This is a genomic window from Lentzea sp. NPDC059081 (assembly GCF_042738015.1).
Classification (GTDB): domain Bacteria; phylum Actinomycetota; class Actinomycetes; order Mycobacteriales; family Pseudonocardiaceae; genus Lentzea.
This window is the reverse complement of record NZ_JBHYGW010000001.1, coordinates 664,110-684,077: the sequence shown is the minus strand read 5'-3', so window position 1 is coordinate 684,077 and position 19,968 is coordinate 664,110. Positions and strand designations below refer to the sequence as shown.

11 protein-coding genes are annotated in these 19,968 nt (G+C 72.3%); 1 reads left to right on the top strand and 10 read right to left on the bottom strand.

The genetic code is table 11. The features are described 5' to 3' along the window. The first annotated feature begins 1 nt into the window (after position 1). Positions 2 to 2,677: an AAA family ATPase gene (locus tag ACFWV3_RS03100; RefSeq protein WP_382407616.1), complete on the top strand. Its 2,676-nt coding sequence runs from the start codon at positions 2 to 4 to the stop codon at positions 2,675 to 2,677. A gap of 17 nt (positions 2,678 to 2,694) precedes the next feature. Here the strand turns inward: ACFWV3_RS03100 and ACFWV3_RS03095 are convergent, their stop codons facing one another. From ACFWV3_RS03095 to hutH, 10 genes are all read right to left on the bottom strand, one after another. Then, positions 2,695 to 4,350 (bottom strand): hypothetical protein, encoded by a 1,656-nt coding sequence (locus ACFWV3_RS03095; RefSeq protein ID WP_382407614.1) that lies wholly within the window; start codon positions 4,348 to 4,350, stop codon positions 2,695 to 2,697. After that, positions 4,347 to 9,998, bottom strand: coding sequence for an alpha/beta fold hydrolase (locus ACFWV3_RS03090; protein WP_382407612.1), 5,652 nt, complete (start codon positions 9,996 to 9,998; stop codon positions 4,347 to 4,349). The genes ACFWV3_RS03095 and ACFWV3_RS03090 overlap by 4 nt, the downstream gene beginning before the upstream one ends. A gap of 80 nt (positions 9,999 to 10,078) precedes the next feature. Further along, a complete protein-coding gene (locus tag ACFWV3_RS03085) occupies positions 10,079 to 10,252 on the bottom strand; it encodes a hypothetical protein (protein WP_382407610.1) in 174 nt (57 codons plus the stop codon). 256 nt (positions 10,253 to 10,508) lie between these two features. After that, positions 10,509 to 11,732: a cytochrome P450 gene (locus ACFWV3_RS03080; RefSeq protein ID WP_382407608.1), complete on the bottom strand. Its 1,224-nt coding sequence runs from the start codon at positions 11,730 to 11,732 to the stop codon at positions 10,509 to 10,511. Positions 11,733 to 12,103: 371 nt separating this feature from the next. Then, complete coding sequence (locus ACFWV3_RS03075) at positions 12,104 to 13,231, bottom strand: 3-oxoacyl-[acyl-carrier-protein] synthase III C-terminal domain-containing protein (protein WP_382407606.1); 1,128 nt, start codon at positions 13,229 to 13,231, stop codon at positions 12,104 to 12,106. After that, on the bottom strand, positions 13,228 to 14,694 hold the full coding sequence (locus tag ACFWV3_RS03070) for an FAD-dependent oxidoreductase (RefSeq protein WP_382407604.1): 1,467 nt from the start codon (positions 14,692 to 14,694) through the stop codon (positions 13,228 to 13,230). Before ACFWV3_RS03070 ends, ACFWV3_RS03075 begins: the two co-directional genes overlap by 4 nt. 65 nt (positions 14,695 to 14,759) lie before the next feature. After that, entirely contained in the window at positions 14,760 to 15,416 is a 657-nt protein-coding gene (locus tag ACFWV3_RS03065) for an O-methyltransferase (protein ID WP_382407602.1), read from the bottom strand. Further along, positions 15,409 to 16,236 carry an L-tyrosine 3-hydroxylase gene (locus ACFWV3_RS03060; protein WP_382407600.1) on the bottom strand — a complete coding sequence of 276 codons (828 nt, stop codon included), beginning with the start codon at positions 16,234 to 16,236 and terminating at the stop codon, positions 15,409 to 15,411. Before ACFWV3_RS03060 ends, ACFWV3_RS03065 begins: the two co-directional genes overlap by 8 nt. Position 16,237: 1 nt before the next feature. Next, complete coding sequence (locus ACFWV3_RS03055; protein ID WP_382407598.1) at positions 16,238 to 18,181, bottom strand: AMP-binding protein; 1,944 nt, start codon at positions 18,179 to 18,181, stop codon at positions 16,238 to 16,240. Next, positions 18,178 to 19,674, bottom strand: coding sequence for a histidine ammonia-lyase (hutH, locus tag ACFWV3_RS03050; protein ID WP_382407596.1), 1,497 nt, complete (start codon positions 19,672 to 19,674; stop codon positions 18,178 to 18,180). Before hutH ends, ACFWV3_RS03055 begins: the two co-directional genes overlap by 4 nt. Between the last annotated feature and the right edge of the window lie 294 nt (positions 19,675 to 19,968).

Below are 19,968 nucleotides of genomic sequence, written 5' to 3'. Positions count from 1 at the left end.
GGTGGCAGCACGTCCCCAGGTCCTGACCCTCCTGACCGGACCGGCGGGGATCGGCCGCACGACAGCGCTCACCAGGACGCACCGGAAGCTCGCGGACCGCGGGGCGAGCGTCTTCGCGGTGCGCTTCACCCGGGGCGGTGATGCGCTGCCGACCCCTTTCCCGTCCGCCGCTCCGCCGTCGGCGGAGCGGGTGGCTCTCGGCTGGTCCTTGATCGGGCCGGTCGCCGGCGCGTGGCAGAACGAGAAGGTCGCCGACCGGGCCGCCGCGGCAGCCGCCGCCGCACTCGTCCAGCTGGGCGAGGTCGTCCTGCTCGTCGACGATGCGCAGTGGATGGACCTGGACTCGCTCGCGACCCTGGCGGCACTCGTCCCGAAGCTCAGGGGCACCGGCGTGCGCTGCGTGTGTGCCGTCCGCACGTCCGCTGACTCTTCCAGGCCGGAGGCGCTGGCCGTCCTCCGCGACCTGCGCGGGCGAGACCTGGTCGACACCGTCCGGCTCGCCCCGCTGACCAGGCAGGAGATGTTCCGGCAGATCGCCGCGGCGTTGCAGGCGGCACCGGAACCGGCACTGGTCGACGAGGCCCACCGGCTGAGCAGGGGAGTGCCCGCGGCGGTCAGGGACGCGGTGGAGGTGCTGTGCGACGACGAGAACGTTCGCGTCGTGGACCGGTCGGCCTGTCTCGCGCGGTCGGCGCCGCGGCTGAGGCCGCCCCGCAACGACCAGATGGTGCAGGCGGTCCGCGGTCTCGGTGAGCTCGCGTGGACCGCCGCCAAGGCCGTCGCCGTGCTCCACCCGCTCGGGCCGGCGGTGCCCGCTCTGGTCGCGCAGGTGCTGGGAACGACGCGGGCCGGCGCCGGCCCGCTGCTCGACGACCTGGTGCGAGCCGGCGTGGTGCATCGTGGCCGCGCAGGAAAAGAGTGGCGGTTCACGGTGCCGATGGTCGCCGTCGCGATCCTCGCCGGGCTGGGCCCGTTCGAGCGCCGGCACCTCGCCGCGACGGCGGTCGACGCGGTTTGGTCCGGCAGCGCCGACTGCCCCGACCCCGACCACCTCGCCGACCTGATCGTCGACGCCGGGAACTTGGTCGAACGCGAACGGGCGTTGAACGACCTGCTCGACCACGCCGGCGAAGCGCCTCGCAGCCGTGCGGTCCGCCGGTGGCTCGCGGCGGCCGTCGAACTCACGACCGAACGACCGCATCGCGCGCAGGTCATGTCGATGCACACCACGGCCTGCCACCGGAACGGGGACCACGAGCAGAGCCTGTCCGGCGCGCTGACCCTCCTCGACGAGTACGCCGACGTCCTGCCGCCGGGTGCCGTCCAGCAGCTCCAGGTGATCGCGGTGCACGCGATGCACCGGACCGGTGACATCGACGGCCTCCGCGAGATCGCCGAAGGGCGCCGCGGCTGGCCGGGAGGCCCGGCCACCGCGCTCGTCACCGCGGCCGTGGCATGCGCCGCACTCGACCGCTGGCGACGGGTCGCCGAGCTCCTCGTTCCCAGCCGTGCGGTGTGGAGGGGCCACGACTCCGTCACCGCCGACCTCGGAGACACGATCTCGACGCTCGCCGGACTGTGGACCGGAACGGCAGGTCTGGAAGAGCTCGATCCCGCGCTGCGGCACCTGTGGCGCACCGGCGACCCCGCCGGCGACCGGCCGGCCGACCTCGGCTGGCGCCTCATGGCCGCACTCGTCGTCGGCGAGTCCGACGCGGCCGCGAAGATCCTCGCGCACACGAACCCAGAGGCGGACCTCGGCGGTCTGCACCTGCCCGTGCAGGCGATGCTCGCGCTGATGCGCGGTGAGATCGACACCGCGGCGGACATCACCCGGCGTTCCGTCGCCACCGCCGGCGACCGCTTCGACTCCGCGCACACCTGGATGGTCATGTCGGCGGTCTGGGTGCTGGCGATCCAGGGACATGTCGCCTCCGCGCGCACACTCCTGGACAAGGCGGAGGAGACCGCGCCGCCGCTCGGCCACCTGCTGACGTTCAGCCGGGCCGTGCTGGCACGGCTGCTGGGAGACACGGGACAGGCGAGGAGCCTCCTGCACGAGTCGCTGCGGAGGGCGGCGGACCGGGGCCTGGTCGTCGGGCTCGACGTGTGCCTGCGGGAGCTGATCGACCTCGACCTCGAACTGGGCGACCAGCTCGCGGCGGAACGCGGCCTGGCCGAGCTCGAAAGGGTGGTCGCGGCGTTGCCGACCGGACGGGCGAAGCTGCACCTGCTGCTGTCCCGGGCCATCGTCACGAAGGACGAGCGGACCGCCGACGCCTGCCTGCGACTCGCCCGGCACCGCACGCAGCCGCTCATGCGCGGCCTGGCGATCGTCACGCTGGTGCAGCGGGGGGCCGCCGCGCCGGAGAACCTGGTCGAGGCGTACGAGATCTTCGGCGAGGCCGGCGCGCTGCTGGCCCGCTCAGTCGTCCGAGACGAGATGCGGGCCGCCGGCATCGCGGTGCACGGTCGTCGGGAGGTGGCTGCGGAGAACGAGCGGCTTCTCGTGGCGCTCGCGGCGGGAGGCTTGAGCAACAAGGAGCTCGCCGCCGCGTTGCGCACGAGTGAGAAGAGCGTCGAGGGCAGGCTGAGCCGCTTGTTCGAGCGCACGGGGTACCGCTCACGCGTCGAGCTCACGACGGCGATGATCAACCGCAGTTATGAGCCGCGGTGACGAGAACGACCACCGGGTCACATGCCCTGCAGAAACCCCGTTGTGCCGACGAGGCCGTGGAGGAGGTCGGCGGGGATGCCGAGCAGTGCGAGCAGGTCGTCGGCGTGCGGGACCAGGTTGCGGTGGATCGCGTCCAGTCGCGACGGCAGGGCGAGCACGTCCGGCGCGGAGACGAGCCCGTGCGCGAGGAACCAGCCCGCGTCGGCGTGCACCATCTCGAGGCAGTGCACTTCGTACAGGTCCTCCAGCAGCGAGGTCGAGTGCCAGTGCGCCCGGAGCGACTCCACGGTGGTGCGGGCGCAGTGGGCTTCCGCGAACCGCTGTGCGAGCCCGGTCCGTTCGTTCCACCCCTCGAACGTGGGCGCCAGACCTGATGTGAGTTCCGCGTACAGCACCCTCTCCCGGGATCTCGCCAGGAGGCTCCAGTCGTCACCCGCCGCGTCGTCCGGTGGCCGGTAGTCCGATCCGAAGGCCATGGACCAGGCGGCGTTCAGCAGGTTTAGCCTGTTGTCGCCGCCCGCGGACTGGAACGTCGTGGTGAGCGCCTGGTAGCCGCTCAACCCGTGCTGCCCGAGCAGACCGGACGCACCGCAGGCCGACCTCGCCCTGCTCACCGCGGTGTCGGCGAGCACGCTGACCACGACCTTGCCCAGCGACATCTCCCGCAGGTCCGCGGCGGACGGACCGGTGCCGCGCCCGCCACCGGGAGCGACCCGCCAGCACCGGTCCGACACGCCGCGGGCGACGACGGTGGCGGCGAGCGCGGCCGTGATGGCGCCGAACACCATTCGCTGCGTGCTGAGGTGGTCGATGGCGGTCACCTCGCCGCCGAGCCGGTCCAGTGTCCGGCGGTGCCGCGCCCTCGTGAGCGCGATCGCCGCGCCCGACCGGGCCGCGGCGGCCAGACCCGCCGACGCACCACCCCAGGCGAAACGGCCCATGCTCACGCCGCGCAGGCTGCGGGCGTCCGGCCCGCCCAGCGGATCGTCGAGCTCGCCGGCCGCGTCGATGGACGCGCCGTCGGCCAGCCACCGTTCGAACGGCACCACAACCCCGTCGAACCGGATCGACGCGAAGTCCATCGGCACCGGTGCGGTACCGGCGTGCGGTGTGATCGTGACACCGGCGCGTGGCCCGTCCTCGTCCCGCAGCTCGACCAAGAACAGCGCGGTCCCGCTATCCGCCCCGCCCACCAGCAGACGCGCGCTCACCACGCCCAGCCGGGCGAATCCGGGAAGGGCCACCGCGGCCGGGTGCTTCGCGGCCTCGGGCACCGGGGTGGTCAGGACGAACTCGCGGGTCGCCGGGTCGTAGACCGCCTCGGTGCGAATCCGTGCGGAGCTGTTGCCGAAGCCCTGTTCGTTCATCAGCGCGGCCCCGATCCAGCGCGCCGACACCAGCGCGTGCAGGTCCTCCTCGCCCGCGCCGTGGTCGAGGGCGGCACCGGTGGCGACGCAGTGGTGCAGCAGCATCGCGAAGAAGAGCCGCGGGTCGACCACCGCGCTGAGCTCCAGCACCGATCGCAGCAGGGGCGGATCGGCCAGCAGCGGTTGCTCGTCGCCCAGCCGGGACTGCAGCTCGCGCAGCCCTCGGTACGGTGCTGCCGGGTCGTCGGGGTCGAGGTCCAGACGGGAGAACAGCTCGACGAGTGAGCCTGTCGGTCGGGCGGTCATCGGTTCTCTCCCGCTGCTCGGTCCGGTGCCCACTTGACGATCTCCGCCGCCAGCGCGTCGGCGTGGTCGGCGAGCACGGTGAAGTGGTCGCCGGGGACATCGACGTCGACGTGCGGCAGCTGCCACGGAGTGGCGTCCGCGTGGAGTGGTTCGCGGGCCCGTAGGAACAACGTGTCGGCCTCGACGGGCGACGGCAGCCAGCCCGCGAACATCCGCAGGTAGCCCCCGGCGGCGGTCAGGCGGTGCTCCTCGGTTCCGGGAGCGTCCCGGCCCTGCCGCTCGGCCAGAGCGGTGAGCAGTCCCGGCAACGCCGCGTGGAACCGCTGGTCTGGCCACCAGCTGTCCACCAGCACCAGTCCTGCCACCCGCGGGCTCCGTGCGGCGACGGCGTGCGCGACCAGCCCGCCGGAGGAGTGTCCACACAGGACCAGCGGTCTGGTCGTGCTGATCCGGGTGAGCGCGGCGACGTGCGCGGCGACCAGCGCTTCGAGATCAGCGGGAAGCGGGCCGTCGGAGGTGAACCCGGGCTGGGGCAGGCACAACACGTCCATGCGGCCGTGCAGCGCCGCGGCGAGCGCGGCGTATTCGTGCGGCCCTCCTGCCGGGAGCACCGACGGGAAGCAGACCAGCACAGGGGAGGACCCGGTAGAGCCGAGCCACACCGGTTCCGGAACGTGGTCGCGGGCCGTCCCAGCCGTGAACTCCTGCCGCAGCCGCGACGCCGCGCCGAGCAGTTCGACGGCGGCCACGCCGTTGCCCGCCCGACAGGCCCGCAGGTACAGGCTCGTCAGCGCGTCCTGCGGTGTGGCGCCGCTCCACAGCAGGCTCCAGAGGTGTGCGGTGAGGTCGCGGGGTGTGCCGTGGTCGAGGACGGCACCGGCGGGCAGTGGGATGTCCAGCGCCGTCGCGAGGGCGTTTCGCAGTTCGAGGGCGGTCAGCGATGTCGCGCCGAGCGAGACGAAGCTGTCGTCCGGGCCGACCTCGCCGCCGTCGCGGCAGCCGAGAACGGCGGCGGTGTGCTCCCGGACGTGGGCCAGGAGCCCGGTTTCGCTCCGCGGGACGGCCACCGCCTCCGCTGACAGAGGGGCCGCCGCCGGGAGGGCCGCCGGAGGAGTCGCCGCCGGAGGGTCAGCCGCTGGGCGAGCAACCGCCTCCGGACGGTCGGGGGGAGAGGTCTGCAGCCAGTACCGCGTTCGTCGGAAGGGGTAGGTCGGCAGGTCGACGGCGCCGGGAGTCGCCCCGGCGAAGACCGTGGCCCAGTCGACTCGGACGCCGTGCGCGTAAGCCTCGGCCGCGGACAGCAGGAAACGCCGTCGCCCTCCCTCACCGTTGCGCAGCGTCCCCACCAGGCCGATGTGCCGCCCGGTCGCGTCTGCCGCCTCCGCGACCGGCCTGAGCAGCAGCGGGTGCGGACTGATCTCCACGAAACAGCTGTGACCGGTGTCGAGCAGCGCGTCCACGGCGGCGTGGAACTCGACCGGCCGGCGCAGGTTCTCGAACCAGTACCGCGCGGTCAGTCCTGTCGTGTCGAACCGCCCCGGCACGACCGTCGAGCAGAACGGCACCACCGCGGGCCGTGGCCGAATCCCCGCGAGGTCTCGCAGGAGGCGGTCCTCGAGCACGGACACCCCGGCGGAGTGGGAGGCGTAGTCCACGGGGAGAAGCCTCGTGCGGACACCTCGTGCGCGCAGCCCGCCGGTGAACCCGGTCACCGCGCGGGCATCGCCGGACACCACCGTCGAGGTGGGACCGTTCGCCGCCGCCACCGAAAGTCTGCCGGAGAAGTGCGCGAGGTGGTCCTCGACCTCGTGGCGAGGCAGCTCGATCGCCGCCATCCGCCCGCCCACCAGCTCGCTCACGGCCAGCGCGCGCCTGGCGACGAGCAGCGCGGCGTCCTCCAGTGACAACGCGCCGCACACGTGCGCGGCCGCGATCTCCCCCTGGCTGTGCCCGACGACGGCGTCCGGCCGCACACCGGCCGCGTCCCACGTGCGCGCCAGCGCCACCATCACCGCGAACAGCGCGGGCTGGACCACGTCCACCCGGTCCAGCGCCGGCTGCCCGGTCTCCCCGCTGAGCACGGCCCGCACGGACCAGTCCACGTGTGGCTTCAGGGCCTCCTCGCACTCCGCCAGCGCCCGCGCGAACACGTCCGACTCCGTCAGCAGGCCCGCCGCCATCCCGGCCCACTGCCCGCCCTGGCCGGGGAACAGGAACACGGTCCGCCCACCGGACCTCGACCGCCCTGTCACGACGCCGGCGCACCGGGTCCCGGCCGCGATCGACCGCAACCCGGCCACCAGGTCGTCCGCCTCCTCCGGAACGATGACCGCGCGGTGCTCGAACGAGGCCCTGGACGCGCCCACCGCCCACGCCACCCGCTCCGCCCCGGCTCTGCCGGCGGCCGGGACGAGTGCCGCCGCCAGCTCCCGCAGAGCGGACGCGCTCTTGGCGGACAACACCAGCGGAGGCGGCGGAGTGCCGGCGCTGTCCGCGTTCCCGGAGACAGGCGGTTCCCGCAGGATCACGTGGGCGTTGGTGCCGCTGATCCCGAACGCCGACACACCGGCGTGCCGCACCCGGTCGCCGCGGGGCCACGGCACGGGGTCCACCAGCAGCCGGATCGCAGAACCGTCCAGGCCGGGCGGGGTGGCCGTGCCGACGTGCAGCGTGCTCGGCATCCGCTCGTGTGCCAGCGCCAGCACGGTCTTGATGATCCCGGCGATCCCCGCCGCCGCCTGGGCGTGCCCGATGTTCGACTTGACCGATCCTAGCCACAGGGGCCGTCCCGCCTCCCGGTCGTCGTCGAACACCTCGTGCAACGAGGCTGCCTCGATCCGGTCGCCCAGCGGTGTGCCGGTGCCGTGGGCCTCGACGACGTCGATCTGGCCTGCGGACAGACCGGCGTCCGCCAGCGCCTGGCGGAGCATGCGTTGCTGGGCGAGGCCGTTGGGGGCGGTGAGGCCGTTGCTGGCGCCGTCCTGGTTCACCGCCGAACCGGCGACCACCGCGAGGACCCGGTGCCCGAGCCTCACCGCGCGGGAGTGTCGTTCCAGCACCAGCACACCGGCGCCTTCCGACCAGGCCGCGCCGTCAGCGTTCGCCGCGAACGCCTTGCACCGCCCGTCTGCGGCGAGTGCGCCCTGCCTGCTGAAGTCCACGAAGGACGCCGGCGTGGTCATCACGGTCGCGCCGCACGCCAGCGCCAGCGAGCACTCGCCACGCCGCAGCGCCTGGACCGCGAGGTGGACGGCCACGAGTGAGGACGAGCAGGCGGTGTCGACGGTGATCGCCGGACCGGTCAGCCCCAGCGTGTAGGCGATCCGCCCGGACGTGACGCTGCCCGCGTTTCCGGTGAGCAGCAGTCCGTCGAAGAGTTCGGGGGCCTCGGTGTACCGGGGCGCGTAGTCGGAGGCCATCTGACCGACGAACACCCCCGTGTCGGAACCGCGCAGGGCGATCGGGTCCAGACCGGCGCGTTCCAGGGCCTCCCAGCTCGTCTCCAGCAGTAGCCTCTGCTGGGGGTCCATGGCCAGGGCCTCGCGCGGGGACAGGCCGAAGAAGCTGGCGTCGAACTCGTCCACGCCGACCAGGAAGTGGCCGAGGTGCGTGCTCGAACGCCCGGGGTGGCGGGGGTCGGGGTGCCTCAGCCGGTCGAGGTCCCAGCCCCGGCCGCCGGGGAACGGCCCGACCGTCTCCGAGCCCTCCGAGACCAGCCGCCACAGGTCCTCGGGGGAGCGCACGTCACCCGGAAACCGGCAGCCCATGCCGACCAGGACGATCGGATCGTCGTCCGCGAGCACACCGGCGGGTGCCGGCACCTGCCGGCCGACGGCGTCAGGGCCCACCTCCGCGAGGGCCACCAGGTGACGCGCGAGGGCTCCCGGAGTCGTGTGGTCGAAGAGGGCGGTCGTCTGCACCGGCAACCCGGTGACGGTCGCCAGCTCCACCGCGAGCGCCACCGCGCCGTGCGAGCTCACTCCCAGGTCGCGGAAGCTGCGCTCGGCGTCGTCCACGGCGACACCGGGTAACAGTGCGCCGATCCGTTCGGCGACGAGCGCCGACGCCACCCGGACGCGCTCCCCGTCGCCGTGGAGCGCGAGCCGGTCCCGCCACCGGCGGTCAGGCTCCGGCGCGCGGTGGTCGAGCAGTGCGGTCACACCAGCCCGCGAAATCTTTCCGGTGGGGGTGAGCGGCAGCTCGTCCACCAGGACCAGCTCGGCCGGCAGCTGGTACTCGGGCACGCCGCGGGCGGTGAGGTGGGCACGAATCGCGGCGAGGTCGACGACCTCGCCTGGCCTCGGGGAGGCGACCGCACACGGGTACTGGCCGAGCCGGACATCCGGCCGGCCCACGACGGCGACCGACGCGAGCGGTGACAGGTCACCGAGCAGGCCTTCGACCTCGGAGGCGGCGAACTTCAGCCCGCCGACGTTGATCACCTCGGCGGCGCGCCCCGCGTAGCCGAGGGTGCCGTCGGCGTTGAGGCGGGCGCGGTCACCCGTGCGCAGCCAGCCGTCGCCGGTGAACGCCGCCGCTGTGGCCTCGGGATCGCGCAGATAGACTCGGAAGAGGTGCGGTCCCCGGTACTGCAGCTCCCCGGTCTCGCCGAGCGGGCACGGACGACCCTCCTCGTCCACGACCCGTGCTTCGCTGCCGGCGAACGGACGGCCGATCGTGTTCGCCGCGATGTCGGCCGGATCGTCCCGCAGGGTCGCGGTACCGGCACCGAGCTCCGACATCCCCCACTGCACGATCGTGGCGGCCCCGGTCAGCCGCCGCACCTCGTTCACCAGCGAGGCGGGCACAGGAGCTCCGCCGGTCCGCACCTCGCGCAGCCGCAGCGAAGCGGCCGGATCCTCGCGTAACCGGTGCGCCAGGTCCCGCAGTTGTGCGGGCACGGCGAACAACACGCTCGCCCCGGTGTCCGTGGCCAGGTCGTGGCAGGCTCCCGCGTCCCACCCCGGTAGCAACGCCTGCTCGCCGCCCGTGAGCAGCGACAGGTGCACCGACAGCAGACCGAACAGATGGGTGAACGGACTGGCGCTGATGGTCGTGTCGACGCCGCGCACCCCCTCCCGCGCCGCCACCCGTGCCGCGTTCGACAGCAGCGCGCCGTGGCTGTGCAGGCACAGTTTGGGCGTCCCCGACGTCGTTCCGGAGGAGGGCAGCACCACGAACGGCATACCGGGGTCGATCTCCGGGGGCTCGAACGGCGTCGCACCGCCGCGGTCCACCAGCGAGCTGAACGCGATCTGCCCGGTCCGGTCGTCCCCGTCCTCGTCACCGACGACCACGACGTGGTCGAGTGACTCCACTTCGGACAGGTCGACCCGGCTCGTGGCCGGCCGGATCAGCAGCCGTGCCCCTGCTCGGCGCGCGAGCGGGACCAGGTCCCGCTCGCCGTAGGCCATGTGCAGGGGAAGCAGGACCGCGCCGAGCTCGGCGACGGCGACGTGGACGACCAGGAACTCCCACGAGTTCGGCAGACGCACCCCGACGACGTCACCCGTTCGGATGCCCAGGCCGGTCAGCCCCGCGGCCAACGCGCGGGCCGCGTCGTGCCACTGGTTCCACGTCTGCCGTCTGCCGTCGGCCGTTCGGACCGCGATGGCGTCGCCGCGCGCTCGCACCGCGGAAGCGAACACGTCGCGCAGGCTTCGGTGGTCCGGCGACCCGGGAGGGGCCGGTGGGCCTACGAGGTAGTCGGCTGCCGTGATGGGTCCGTTCACTCCCGCGCTCCGCTCGGTGAGGTGCTCCTGGCGGCGTGCAGGAGACTGGTGACGAGGGGCAGACCGGTGACGGCCTCCGGCAGGCGCCCCAGGACGAGGAGACGACTGATCTCGGCCAGGACGCTGATGATGTCGGCGTTGCGCGCGAGCTCCGCGGCGTCTTCGACCAACTCATGCCGGTCTGGCACAGGCCTGCTGTCAGCCTCACGTCGACCTCCCGGTAGCCGATGCCGAGTCGGTGCCTGAAGTCTCGGCGTCCGGCGAGGCCAAGTCGAACGATCACGTACGTTGGTACGGCAGTCCCGGCCGGTTGGGGACTTCCGGGCAGACGTCGCTTGGAAACGTCGGCGCGGAAACGTTCCGGAACGTCGGCGCGCCGTTGTGGCAGCGCGCCGACCGGACGGCCGGGCGCGCGGACGACGAGTCTCAGCCGAGGACGACGGGGAACTTCTCCAGGCGCCGCATGTAGAACCCGGGTCGCCACTCCAGCTGATCCGTCGGCACCGCCGCGCTGATCGCGGGGAACCGCTCCAACAGGGCGGTCAGCGCCAGCTTCGTCTCGAGCCTGCCGAGGACGATGCCGGGGCAGCGGTGGGGACCGTGGCCGAACGCCAGACTCGCCGGCGCCGTGCGCCCGATGTCGAACACGTCGGGATCGGCGAACTTGCCCGGATCCCTGTTCGCGCTCGCGGGGGAGGGCACGACGAGGTCCAGCGGGGGGATCACCACCCCGTCGAGCTCGATCGGCAGATCGCTGAACCGGGGAGGCAGGATCCGGAACGGCGACTCCATCCGCAGTCCCTCGGCGATCGCGGCGTCCATCCTGCCGAGGTCCGCGCGCAGCAGGGCCAGCTGGTCGGGGTTGCGCAACAACATCAGGAGGGTGTTGGCGATCGAGTGGTTCGGCTCGCTGCCCGCGATCAGCAGCACCATGCAGGTCGACACCAGCTCGTCCTCGTCGAGCCGTCCCTCCTCCCGCATCCGCACGAGTCTGGTGTACACGTCGTCGCCGGGGTGGGCGCGTTTGTGGTCGATCGTGCGGCGGGAGAGCTCGACCATGTTCATCGCCGCCTCCCCGATCTCGGCGGTCGTGCCGGTGTGCATGAGATCCACCCACCGGGGGAACTCGCCCAGGTCCTCCTCGGGGAGACCGACGACCTCGCCGATCGTCCTGGTCACGAAGGGCCGGATGAACCGCGCCAGCAGGTCCACCGGCTCGCCGGTGGGCAGATCCGCGGCGATGGTCTCCGCGAGCTCGGTGATCCGGGGTGCGCGCCGGGCGACGGCCTGCTCGGTGAACTCGGGTGCGAGCAGGGCGCGAAGGCGCGAATGGTCCTCGCCGTCGCGTTCGAACACGCTGCGGCGCGCCGCGTCGGCCATCTTCACCGGGTCGGCGTTCCTCATCCGCACCTTGGCGATGAGATCTCTCCGGCGCACCACCAGGTCCTTGAACGACCTGGGAGAAGCCAGGATTCGCCGTACGTCGTCGTAGCGGGTCACCACCCACATCCGGTAACCCCTGTTGTCGACCGGGACCGCGGGCGCGGCCTCCCGCATGGCGGCGAGGACCGGATGCGGGTCGCGGACGAACGAGTCCGTGATCAGCTCCATCGGGCACTGTGGATCGGTGCTGATGTCGTGTTGTTCCACCACGGTCACCTCTCAGTCCTGTTCGGACGGACAACCGGCCGACCCGTCCGCGCCCCGAGGCTGCAAAGCACGGTGCAGGTGCCGGTGATGATCGAATGCAGGGGGTCCCGATGTGCGGAAAACCCTCACGAGACCGCTCCGCGGTCCCGGACGCGTCAGGAGAGAACGGTCCGCGGACTGGAACGCCGCCGGTTCGATCCGTGACCGGTCCGCCTGGCCTCGAGGCAGTCCAGCTCTCGGTGAGCGCTGACCGGCACTCCGGAGGACCCGTGCCGAGACCGCGAACTAGTCCCTCGACCGGGTCCGGCTCGCTGGACGAGCTCGCGCGGCGGCCTCCGGACCGGAAGCCGCTGACCGGTGCCACTCACGGCCTACGGCTTCCAGCCACCCTCGGGAACCGTCATCGTGAAGGCACCGCAGCTGAAGCTCAAACCGAACGCCAGCACCAGCCCCACGCCCTCGTCGCGGTAGACCGGTTCCGCCAGCATGAGCGGCACCGAGCAGCCGATCGTGTTCCCGTAGTCGCGCAGCACCTGGTACGACGAGGCGACCGCGGGGCTGCTGGGAGAGACACCGAGCTCCGTGCACAGGCCGTCCAGGATTCGCGTGCTCCCGGTGTGCATCAGCAACGTCACGGCGTCCGCGGGATCGGCGAGCTCGCCGCCCGCCGCCAGGAGGTTCGCCACCGTGCGCCTGGCGTAGTGCGCGCCCCTGGGCGTGACGTCGGGGCTCAACGTGTAGAGCCGCCGTCCGTGCACCACCGGTACGTCCGCACCGCCGTCGGGCACCGTGCCGAGCTCCGCGTCCTCCGGCTTCTCGTTGGTCAGGCTGCTCACGGGGCCGAACGCAGGGCCGGGTGAGCCGGCGCCGAACACCATCGCCACCGCCGCGTCACCGAAGAGGAAGCCGTGCATCACGTCGACGGTCGACTGCCGCTGTTCCTTCGGCAGCTCGGAGAAGTGCGAGTAGTGGCCGGCAAGCGGAGGCGACAGGGGAGTGACCGCGTCCATGAAGAGCACCAGCACGTGCTTGGCCGGTTCACAGGTGAGGTACCACCTGGCGGTCTCGACCACTTTGGACATCGCGGAGCAACCCATGTACTGGATGCTCAGGTTCGCCACGTCCCTGGGCAGTTCGGGCATCTGCGCCAGCGCTTCGCAGACCAGGCTGGGCATCAGCCTGCCGGGACTGCTGGACACACCGAGCACGAGCCCGATCGACTCGACCGGTACCGACGCCTTCTCGAGGCACTCCCTGGCCGCCCCGACGACGAGCTCGGTCGCGCCGACGAGCGGTTCCGGGTCCGCGCCGCGGAACAGCATGTCGGGGAAGTTGGCGAGCAGGGAGTACCTGGTCTCCACGCCCATCCTGAGCAGCATGTCCACGAGCTTGTCAGACAGGTGACCGCGACCCGCGTCGAGCAGTTCGTCCGTGCTCAGCCGGGACGGGGGCAGGGCCTTCGCCACCGCGGCCAGCCTCGGGGACACCACGTGAGTCATACCAGGCTCCGTTCTGACACCGGTGCCGTGGACACCGAGATCCGGTCGTTCGACGAGTCGTAGGTGGCCACCGTCACGCGGTGTTCGAAGTCGGGGTTCGCGGCCGGGAAATCGGGGCGGTGGAAGAAGCCCCTGCTCTCCTCGCGTGCCAGCACCGAACGCGCGTACGCCTCGGCCAACAGCAAGGTGTCGGCTCCGGTGCAGTCCCGTTCCCCGAGCCGGGCCCGTTCCGCGCCGCACCAGGCGACGAAGTCCTCCGCGCGCTCGGCGGAGAACCGGTGGTGCTGGAACTCGGCGGTCCGCGTGCGCAGCTCGGCGCGCAGATCGCCGGCCGCCGACGCGGCCTCCGCCGGGGGGACCGCGGCGGGCTCCAGCCCTGTCGTGACGGCGGTCGTCCCCGCCAGCTCGTCCGCGAGCTCCGCGCCGGTGGCCAGGAACCACGGAAAGGGCTTGCCGAACGTCGAGTCGACCGACAAGCCGTACCTGCCCTCGCCGGTGACGTGCAGTCCCGCCACCGCGGCCGCGGTGCGGACGGGGTCGACGCCGCCCATCGAGAAGCCCTTGACCGGGCCCAGCACGGCCGTCCGGTCCGCCATCTCGACGGTGTGCGGAACGTGCCGGTTCGCGATCCAGTAGTCGCGGAACGTGCCGATCTCCATCTTCTCCGCGGTGTGGCGCGCCAGTGCTCCGGCGAGCTCGGTCGCGGGCTCGCCGGCGCGGAGCAGCCGCGCACCGACCAGATCTGACGGGTACAGGGGCACCCGGCGGTCCAGGTCACCTAATCGCAGGTAGTTGAAGAACTCGAGGTTTGCCAGCACTCCGCCGTGCCGCACCACCGCGCCCAGCAGATGACCGGTGAGGTCACCGACCCCGTCCGCGAACATCCCGCAGAACCCACCAGGGGCGAGCACCAGCTGTGCGCAGGCCACGTCGACCTGGTCACCGCCGCGCAGCAGCCGCACGCCGCGGCACGTGCCGTCCTCGACCACGAGGTCCGTCACGTGACCGTCGAGGACGACCGCACCGTGTGCCGCGGCACGGTCGAGGACCGCCGCCACGACCCGGTCGCCGACGCCGATCTCCGGGTAGGGCAGATGACCACGGGGTGCCACGAACCCTTCCAGGATCGGCGCGTACCCGGTGATCTCGCACAGGCGCGCGTACTCGGCACGCGCCCGGTCGAGCACCAGCTCACGCTGCCGCGGCAGGAGTGTGGTGGACGTGTCGGTGAACGGGTCGGCACCCGCCCCCTCGGACAGGCCCACCAGGTCCTGGCGCATCACACCCGCCGACCACACCCGCGACATCGGCGGAAGTCGTTCGTCCTCCCGCATCAGCACCACGGGCACGCCGCGGCGGGCCAGCTCGTGGGCGACCCACGCACCGGCCATGCCACCTCCCACCACACCCACTCCCGTGGTGATGGACACGGCCTTGCCGCCGTCGGGAAGCGCAGCAGCCATCGGACTTCCTCTCAAGATCAGTCGCGCTCTACGGTGAGTCGAGCGTCCGCACGGGCCACCGCCGGTTACGCGGTCCGGCGCGCGAACGTCAGTCCGTCGCCGATCGTCAGCAGCACGGACTCCACCCGGTCGTCGGCCAGGACGTGGGCGTTGAACCGCTTGATGGCCAGACCGTTGCCGACCGGCTCGTCCTCGGCCGCCTCGCCGGCGTAGAGCGTGTTGTCGGCGAGGATCACGCCACCCGGCCGCATCCGAGGCACGAGCTCCTCCCAGTAGCCGACGTAACCGGTCTTGTCCGCGTCGATGAACGCCAGGTCGATGTCGGCCGCGTGCGGAAGTGCCCGCAGTGCGTCGAGCGCGGGCCCGACGTGCTGCCGCACCCGGTGGGCCACCCCCGCGTCGGCCCACGCCCCGGCCGCGATGGTGTGCCACCGGTCCGTCACGTCGTAGGTGTCGACGACACCACCCGGTCGCAGACCACGGGCGAGAGCCAGGGTCGAGTACCCGGTGAACGTGCCGATCTCGACCACGCGCGCGGCGTGGACGGACTGCGCCAGCAGGGTCAGGAAGACCGCCTGGTCGTGGGGGACCTGCATCTCGGCCACCGACCCGAGTGCGGCGGTCGTCTCCGCCAGCTCGGCCTGCGCTGCCGTCGGCGGTTCCGCCTGGGCCAGCACGTAGGCGTTCACCCTGCTCGTCGGATGGACGCTCTTGTCAACCATCGGATCCTCCTCGTGGCGGTTCGGCGGCCATGACACGGACCAAAGTGGACACACTCGCGGGGAGCAGCCGGTGGAGCGGGTCGTCCTCGTCGAGCGGGTGGCGAGCGAGGTCTTCTTCGACGGCGGCCACCCGCATCACCACGTGTGCGCGGAACCGTGCCCGGGACACCGATGCCCTCTCCAGCGCGAAGAACCTGTCGAACAGATCGCGTTCCCCGTCGGTGGCGCCCTGGCTCGCTCGCCGTCCTGCCTTCTTCAACAGGGACGTGCCGCCGGGCACCAGCCGCTTGCCGATGGCCATGTGCACCTGCCGGTTGCGCAGGACGGCCTCCTTGAGGACGCTGCCCTGGTCCGCGTGCACCCGTGCCAGCAAACCGGCGACCCACTCGTAGTCCCGCGCCCAGATGCCGCTGAACGCGGGATGTTCCGCGACCATCCGGCGGCGGATCGCCGTCTCGTACCGCTGTGGTGTGCAGCTCCCCGCGTAGAGCAACAGGGCCGAGTAGCAGTCGAACCACCCCGCGGCCGTGTCGTGCAGGTGGCTCGCCGCCGGATCGCGCACCAGCCCGGACAGCGTGTCGCCCAGCAGTCGCCAGACACCCACTGCCCCATGATGTCCCAGCACCCACCGGTAGAGCGCCCTCGTCTCGGGGTCGGACGGAGGCGGCAGCGCACCGTGCTCGCGCGGAGCCGGCGTCGTGTCGGCCGGCGCCCAGCCCTCGCCGGGCAAGGGCACCGGCAGCCGTCCGATGCCGTGCGCGGCGAGCAGCGTTTCGGTGATCAGCGACGTCGTGCCGGAGTGCGCTGCGGAGATCGTCACGTCACACCGCCGCGAAACTGGTGCTCGTGCCGGGCACGTCCGCCGCGGCGCACTGCCCGCTGAGGTGGTCGAGAGCACCCAGTGCGACGGCGACCGCGGTGCCCGCGTCCATCGAGGAGGAAGTCCAGCTGATCACGCTGATGCCGTCGGCGGACGCCCTCTCGACCAGTTCGGCGGGTGGGCGCCAGTGCGCTCGCGGCCGCAGCACGACCAACCGCCCTCCGCGGGCCACCCGAGACGCGGCGAGCAGGGCCGGCGGTGTCGCGTCCGATCCACCGGCGTCGAACACGACGTCGATCTGACCGGAGTCCGCGGCGGCCACCGCCGCGGCCGGACCGCTCGCCCGCACCACGATTCCCGCCCGGTGCAGGGCGTCCGGGAGCTCCGGGAAGTGGTCCTCCGCTCCCCGGACCACCAGGGCGCGCAACGGTTCCGGGCGCACCGCCTTGCCCGTGCCGGACCTGGGGATCCGCGGAACCCGTTGTACCTGGCGGACCTTCTCGTGCGGTGCCACGCGTGCCGCGACGTGCGCGAGGATCTCCGCCAGCGGAGTGTCGGCGGAACAGACGACGTACGCCTTCGGCACCTCTCCCGCCATCGGGTCGGGTACACCCACGACGAGGGCGTCCGACACGGCGGGGTGGCTCTGCAGCGCCTCCTCCAGCCTCGCCGGAGCCACCTGGTGCCCGCGGTACTTGATCAGCGACTTCAGCCTGCCCACGATCCGGAGGTTGCCCTCGTCGTCGCGCACGGCGAGGTCTCCGGTGTGCAGCCAGCCGTCCGCGTCGCCGATCTCGACTCCGGGAGCGTCGACGTACCCCGGTGTGATCTGGGGACCGCGCAGTACGAGCTCGCCCGGCCGTCCAGCGGGCACGTCGGCACCCGTGTCGGGATCGACGAACCGCGCCTCGGTGCCGGGCAGTACGACGCCGACCGTGCCCGCGGGCACCGGGCGGTCGTCGGGCGTGAAGGAGATGCAGCCCGCCTCCGTCATCCCGTACCCCTGCACCACCGGCCGCGAGGTCAGCCGCTCGCACTCCCGGGCCACCGCCTCCGGCAGCGGAGCACCGCCCGACACGATCAGCCTCAGGTCCGGCAGGTCCACCGGGCCGGGCAGGCTCGCGATCTCGGCGAGAACGCTCGGTACCAGGTAGGCGATCCCGGCCCGATGAGTGCGGAGGAGGTCGAGGAACCGGGCCAGCCGGAACCGGACGGGACCGATGAGGAGCGTCCCGCCCGCCCTCAGGACCGGGTTGAGCGCCATCTGCATGCCGTAGACGTGGCGCAGCGGGCCGGCCGCCACCACCACCTCACGGGGGCGCAGCCGGTGCACGGCGGCTATCTGCGCGAGCCCGGCCGTCAGGTTGCGGTGGGTGATCGCCGCCTTGTGCGGGTGCCCTCCTGTGCCGCTGGAGGACAGGAGCACCGCGGTCGCGGCGCCACCGGGCGTGCGAGTGAACTCGTCCGCGCTCTTCTGCCGCGGCACAACTGAGCCTGTTCCCCTCGGCAGCTCGTCCACGGGGAGCACGCCCAGCGGGAGCGCGCCCTGCGGCAGCTCGTCGAGGCCGGGCCACAGCGCCGGGTCCACCACCAGCATGCGAGCACCGGTGGCGGCGAGGTCGGACGTCCAGCCGATGCGCACACCATGCGGGTCGAGGGGAAGGACGGTCGCTCCCGAGCGCAGGACGCCGTAGTAGGCGACGACGAACTCGGAGCTGTTCTCCGTGAGCACCGCGACGACGTCACCGGGGCGAACACCCCTGGAGGACAACAGCTCCGCCAGATCGCGGATCGCACTCCTGAGCCGCCCGTAGGTCCACAACCGCACCGTTCCGTCGGAGCAGTCGATCAGCGCCGGCCGGTCCGCGGGCGCGGAGGTGCCGAACACGTAGCTGGTCAGGTCGACGTCACCGGGGTCGGTGAACTCGAAGCCGGTGAGGTTCATCGGACTTCACGCACTCGCTCGAGGTGTTCCGCCACGGCTGAATCCAGCACGTCGGCCGCGACGCGGACGTCCACGTCCAGCGCCCGATCGGTGACCACGGGCGGTATCGCCGCGCTGAGCACCTCCAGCAGAGCGTGGCAGCGGGGCGCCCGCGTCCCCGGCCGGAGGTGGGCGGCCTGCCGCAGGCCGAGTGCCAGGCTTCCGTGCAGCAGCCGCAGCGAGTGCGCCTGGTCCAGCGCGGTGAGAGCGGCCTGCGTGCCGAACGGCACGACGTCCTGGTTGTGCAGGTTGGTCGGGATGCTCTGCACGCTGGCGGGAACGCAGGCGCGGCGCATCGCCACGACGATCGCCGTGGTCACGAGCTGAACTCCTTGCAGCGCGTGCTGTTCGCCCGGCCGCGGCGACAGCATGGGAGGCAGCCCCGTGTTGCGGACCGGGTCGACCAGCAGGTCGAGCTGCCGCTCCGCGAGGTTGCCCAGCTGGGTCGCCACCATCGAGAGCAGGTCCGCGGCGAACGCCGTCGGCTGGCCGAAGAAGTTGCCGCCGTGCGCGACCAGGTCCTGCTCCTCGAAGAAGAGCGGGTTGTCGCTGACGCCGTTGAGGTCGCGGTGCACGACGTCGCCCGCCCAGTCCAGTGCGGACCGCGCCGCGCCTGCCAGCTGTGGCACGCAACGGATGCTGTAGGGCTCCTGCAACGGACGTTCGCCGGTGGGCGCGGTGCCTTCGAGCCAGTAGCCGAGCCGTTCGCCCACCGCGGCGGCGGTGGGATGACCGAATGCCTCCAGCAACGGGGGCGCCAGGAACGCCGGCGCGGCGCCGAGCACGTCGGTGAGCAGCGCGCTCAACGCCAGCGCGGTCTCGAACGAACGCCGCAACGAGGCGACCGCGAGTCCTCCCACCGCGCTCGTCACGGCGGTCCCGTTGACCAGGGCGAGCGCGTCCCTCCCGGTGAGCGGGAGCGGGGAGAGCCCCGCTCTGCGCAACGCCTCGGCCGCGGGCAGCTTCTCGTCGCCGACCCAGGCCTGCCCGACGCCCCGCAGGCACTGGACGATGTGGGCCATCGGCACCAGGTCCCCGCTGGCGCCGACCGAACCGAGTGCGGGAACGACCGGTGCGAACGACGTGCCGAGCGCCGCCACCAACGCGTCGAACGTGTGCGGCGAGATGCCCGACAGCCCGCGCGACAACGTCCACACCCGAGCGAGCATCGTCGCTCTGACGACCTCCCGGGGAAGTTCGGGCCCCTGACCCGCGGTGAGGTGTTGCACCGTGTTGTCGCACTGGTCCTCCGGAACCTCCCGGCCACCGAAGGTGACCAGCGGGCCGAACCCCGTCGTCGCACCGTAGATGGAGCGACCGTCCGAAAAGCACCTGTCGAGGTACTCGAACCCGGACTTGACCCGTTGCGCCGCGACGGCGTCGTGTTCCACGGCGATCGGTGCCGCGGCCAGTTCGAGGAGACGTGCCGTCAGCGGTTCCCGCAAGTTCAACACGGTTGAGGTCAATACGGATTGCATCGCACCACCGATCTCTGCTGTGTCCACTTCGGATGGTTCGGCGCAAGCGCTGTCCAGGCCGCCGGCCCGAGGTGAACGCCTGGTCGACGGCAGCTCGGCGCAGGCCACGTTGCTGAAGGCTGTTGGGGAGCAACGCTAACAAGGTCGTCTTCTGCCACCACCGAACGTTCCACCGGGCGGAACGGCGCCTCGCGCGGAACGGGCGGCGCCGCCGCGCCGGCGTGTTCCAGCCGCTGGAACGAAGGCGCCTCGAGGTGATCGCCGTGCAGC

What these genes read in the sequence shown, in the direction of transcription:
- ACFWV3_RS03095 (WP_382407614.1), bottom strand. Translation starts at nt 4,350, where the DNA reads ATGACCGCCCGACCGACAGGCTCACTCGTCGAGCTGTTCTCCCGTCTG.
- ACFWV3_RS03075 (WP_382407606.1), bottom strand. Translation starts at nt 13,231, where the DNA reads ATGACTCACGTGGTGTCCCCGAGGCTGGCCGCGGTGGCGAAGGCCCTG.
- ACFWV3_RS03070 (WP_382407604.1), bottom strand. Translation starts at nt 14,694, where the DNA reads ATGGCTGCTGCGCTTCCCGACGGCGGCAAGGCCGTGTCCATCACCACG.
- ACFWV3_RS03065 (WP_382407602.1), bottom strand. Translation starts at nt 15,416, where the DNA reads ATGGTTGACAAGAGCGTCCATCCGACGAGCAGGGTGAACGCCTACGTG.
- ACFWV3_RS03055 (WP_382407598.1), bottom strand. Translation starts at nt 18,181, where the DNA reads ATGAACCTCACCGGCTTCGAGTTCACCGACCCCGGTGACGTCGACCTG.